General features: G+C 50.3%; 4 protein-coding genes. All 4 read right to left on the reverse strand.

All coding sequences use genetic code 11. From position 1 onward, the window contains the following. Window positions 1-125 precede the first annotated feature (125 nt). Window positions 126-884: an amino acid ABC transporter ATP-binding protein gene (locus EQY_RS0121665; RefSeq protein WP_000078344.1), complete on the reverse strand. Its 759-nt coding sequence runs from the start codon at window positions 882-884 to the stop codon at window positions 126-128. A 7-nt stretch (window positions 885-891) separates the two neighbouring features. Next, entirely contained in the window at window positions 892-1,995 is a 1,104-nt protein-coding gene (locus EQY_RS0121670; RefSeq protein WP_024212698.1) for an amino acid ABC transporter permease, read from the reverse strand. A gap of 9 nt (window positions 1,996-2,004) precedes the next feature. Then, window positions 2,005-3,186, reverse strand: a complete 1,182-nt coding sequence (locus tag EQY_RS0121675; protein WP_010345327.1) for an amino acid ABC transporter permease — start codon at window positions 3,184-3,186, stop codon at window positions 2,005-2,007. 67 nt (window positions 3,187-3,253) lie between these two features. Then, a partial coding sequence (locus EQY_RS0121680) for an amino acid ABC transporter substrate-binding protein (RefSeq protein ID WP_237712286.1) occupies window positions 3,254-4,270 on the reverse strand: 1,017 nt, incomplete at its 5' end.

The following is a 4,270-nucleotide window of genomic DNA, read 5'->3' on the forward strand; positions in this document are numbered from 1 at the left end:
GCGGGCAGGACGCCCGCCATAAACTGCCAGACATCAAATCAGGCGAAAGGCCATCCGAAAGGATGGCCTTTTTGCATTGTGCGAAAAAAAAGTTGGATTCACCTTTTCAGTCCAGGAAACGCAACTTAATGGATTACCTGCGATAAAAATGCCCTCGTACGCTCTGACTTAGGATGCGCAAAAAACTCATCAGGTGCAGCTTGCTCCACTATTTCCCCACGATCCATAAAAATCACCCGGTCAGCGACGGTTCGTGCAAACCCCATCTCATGCGTTACGCACAACATTGTCATTCCCGACTGCGCCAGCCCAATCATCGTATCCAGCACTTCTTTCACCATCTCCGGATCGAGCGCCGATGTAGGTTCATCAAACAGCATAATCTTGGGCTTCATACAAAGTGAACGTGCTATAGCAACGCGTTGCTGCTGACCACCGGAGATCTGTCCGGGAAACTTCTGTGCATGTTCGGCAATTCTCACCCGCTCAAGGTAATGCATCGCCAGAGCTTCAGCCTCTTTCTTTGGCATCTTACGTACCCAAATAGGTGCAAGGGTACAGTTCTGTAAAACGGTCAGATGTGGGAAAAGATTAAAATGCTGAAAGACCATTCCCACTTCCTGTCTGACACGCTCAATATTGCGGATATCTTCGTTAAGTTCGATCCCATCCACCACGATCCGTCCCTGTTGATGTTCTTCCAGATGATTAATACAACGAATGGTTGTCGATTTCCCGGAACCAGATGGGCCACACAGAACGATTCGTTCTCCCGGTTGCACGGTTAAATTTATATTTTTCAGTACATGGAATTGCCCATACCACTTGTTAACATTTTCAAGCGTAATCATCGCGTTAGCAGGTTGCAGTAAAATTTGGCTCATAGTGTCCTCAATGCGGTGTACGCCCGGTGTTAAAACGTTTTTCCAGATGCTGGCTATAACGTGACATGCTGAAACAGAAGATCCAGTAGATCAGCGCGGCGAAAACATACCCTTCCGTCGACATACCCAACCAGGCGGGATCAACGGTTGCCTGCTGAACGCTACTGAAAAGATCGAACAACCCGATGATGATCACCAGGCTGGTATCTTTGAAGAGTGCGATGATGGTATTTACCAGCCCAGAAATTACCAGCTTCAACGCCTGTGGCAGAATAACCAGTCCCTGGGTTTTCCAATAACCCAACGCCAGTGATTCCGCCGCTTCATATTGCCCTTTAGGCAGTGCCTGTAATCCGCCTCGCACGACTTCCGCAACATATGCTGACTGAAACAGGATCACTCCAACCAGTGCGCGGATCAGTTTGTCGATACTGGTGCCTTCTGCCATAAACAGCGGCAGCATGACCGAAGACATAAACAAGACGGTGATTAGCGGTACGCCGCGCCAGAACTCGATAAAAATGACCGATAAGATACGCACAATCGGCATATGGGAGCGGCGGCCTAACGCCAGTAAGATCCCCCACGGTAGCGCCCCCGCAATTCCAACTGATGCAATAATTAAAGTTAGCGTCAGCCCGCCCCATTGCCGGGTTTCAACCCGCTCAAGACCAAGAAAACCGCCATACATCAGCCACCAGACGATAAGTGGATAAATCACCGCCCAGACCGCAATATAGCGACCGCGATGTGGGAATATTTTCCAGAACATCGGCGCAATCGAAACCAGGCCAATCAGTAATGCCAGATTAATTCGCCAGCGTTGGTCGTGTGGGTAAAGCCCATACATAAATTGACCAAATCGTTCGTGGATGAAAACCCAACAGGCACCGGCTTTTGTGCAGTCGGCACGCGTTGAGCCAACCCAGTTAGCCTGCAAAAATGCCCAGTTCAGCAACGGTGGAATCAATTCCCACATCAACCACAAGCAGCCAATAGTCAGCAGGCTATTGCCCCAGCTGGAGAACAGATTTTTTCGCACCCACACCATAGCGCGGCTTGAGTTATGGCTCGCCGGGCGCGGGGGATGAGCCAGTAATACTTTTGTCATCATGACTCCTTAGCGTTCAACGATCGCGATGCGGCGGTTATAGATATTCATCAGCAGCGAGATAGTCAGGCTGATAATCAGATATACCGACATGGTCATGGCTATCGTTTCGATGGCTTGCCCCGTCTGGTTCAGCACGGTGCCAGCAAACAGCGAAACCATATCCGGATAGCCAATAGCGGCGGCAAGAGAGGAGTTTTTGACGATGTTGAGATACTGGCTGGTAAGTGGTGGAATAATCACCCGCAGCGCCTGGGGAATAATCACCTGGCGTAGCGTAACCGGGTTGGGTAATCCCAGCGAGCGGGCAGCTTCATGTTGACCATAAGGCACTGCCTGAATCCCGGCGCGGATAATCTCAGCGATAAATGCAGAGGTATAAACTGAAAGAGCCAGCGTTAAGGCTGCCAGTTCGGGTATGAGAACCATACCGCCACGGAAGTTAAACCCTTGTAGCGCAGGGATATTCCAGTGCACTGCTGCACCGAAAAGCCAGTGTGCCAGTAAAGGCAAACCAATGATCAACCCAACGGCGACAGGCCAGGTTCGGCGCAGTTGTCCGGTCTTTATCTGGTGTGTTTTATTAAAGCGGAATAGCCTAACAGAAAGGGCTATAGCCATAACAACAGCCAGGATAAATGCAAGAAACCCATCTCCCAGCTGCGGTGACGGAATATAAAGCCCACGATTGCTCAAAAAGATCAGATCTAACGCACTCACCGCCTGGCGTGGTCCGGGTAAATTGCGCAACACGGCAAAATACCAGAAGAAGATTTGCAGCAGCGGCGGAATATTACGGAAGATCTCAATATAAATTGTGGAAAGCTTTCGTAGCAGCCAGTTATCCGAAAGTCTCGCCAGACCGATAAAGAAGCCCAGAACAGAAGCGAACACAATACACAATGCTGAAACCAGTAACGTGTTGAGTAAGCCAACAATAAAAACGCGTCCGTAGGTATCGCCCTGCTGGTAATCGATCAAATGCTGGACGATACCGAAGCCAGCGCCGCGATCCAGGAAGGCAAAACCTGAAGTAATGCCGCGATTACTGAGATTCGTTACGGTGTTATGGAATAGCCAGCCTACAATACCGACGACGGCGACAACGGCAAGGATCTGGAAAAGCCAGGCGCGCACTGTAGGATTGGCAAATGAAAGTGAACCTTTAACGGTTGTGCGGCGATGAGACATAGGAACCTCGGAAACCATAACGCTAAAGAGAGCGCCGCCGTGGCGACGCTCGTTACCTCATATCGACTTAACGCACGGGCGGCGCATACTGAATACCGCCGTTATTCCAGAGATTATTTTGCCCACGTTTAATTTTCAGCGGGCTTTCTGAACCTACGTTACGCTCAAAAATTTCCGAGTAGTTACCCACCTGTTTGATGATGTTGTAAGCCCATTTATTATCCAGCTTCAGATCCTTGCCGTAATCGCCCTCTTTACCCAGTAGATGCGCCATATCAGGCGTTGCCGGATTCGCCGCTTTTTCATCGACGTTCTGGGAATTGATGCCCATCTCTTCAGCATTCAGCATGGCGAAAAGCGTCCAGCGTACAATCGAGAACCATTCGTCATCGCCACGGCGGACTACCGGCCCAAGCGGTTCTTTAGAGATAACTTCTGGCAGCACGATCCATTCGGCTGGAGTGCTTAATTTGATTCGCAATGCATACAGTTGTGACTGATCCGAGGCCAGCGTATCGCAGCGACCAGATTCCAGTGCCTTCGCGGATTCGTCAGAGCGATCGAAGGTCACGGGCGTGTACTTCATTTTGTTCGCCTTGAAGTAATCGGCGACGTTGAGCTCGGTGTCTGTACCAGCCTGAATACAGACCGTTGCACCGTCCAGCTCTTTCGCGCTTTTTAGCCCCGCTTTATCGTGCGTCAGGAAACCAATGCCATCGTAATAAGTGACACCAGTAAATGCCATTCCCATACCTGCGTCACGAGATGAAGTCCAGGTTGTATTACGGGAGAGTAAATCCACTTCGCCGGATTGCAATGCAGTGAAACGTTCTTTTGCGGTGAGCGGGGTGTATTTCACTTTTGTGTCGTCGCCAAATACAGCGGCGGCAACGCCACGACAAACATCAACATCAATACCAGAAAACTTGCCATCTGCATCGGCATAAGAGAATCCAGGCAATCCGTCACTGATCCCGCATTGCACAAAACCTTTTTTCTTTACAGCATCGAGTGTCGCGCCAGCCTGTGCCTGATTTGCAACGGCAAGCAGCACGCTGGCGGCAGCCAGTGTGGCTATCATCAA

It is taken from the genome of Escherichia sp. TW14182 (assembly GCF_000208525.1).
Classification (GTDB): Bacteria; Pseudomonadota; Gammaproteobacteria; order Enterobacterales; family Enterobacteriaceae; genus Escherichia; species Escherichia ruysiae.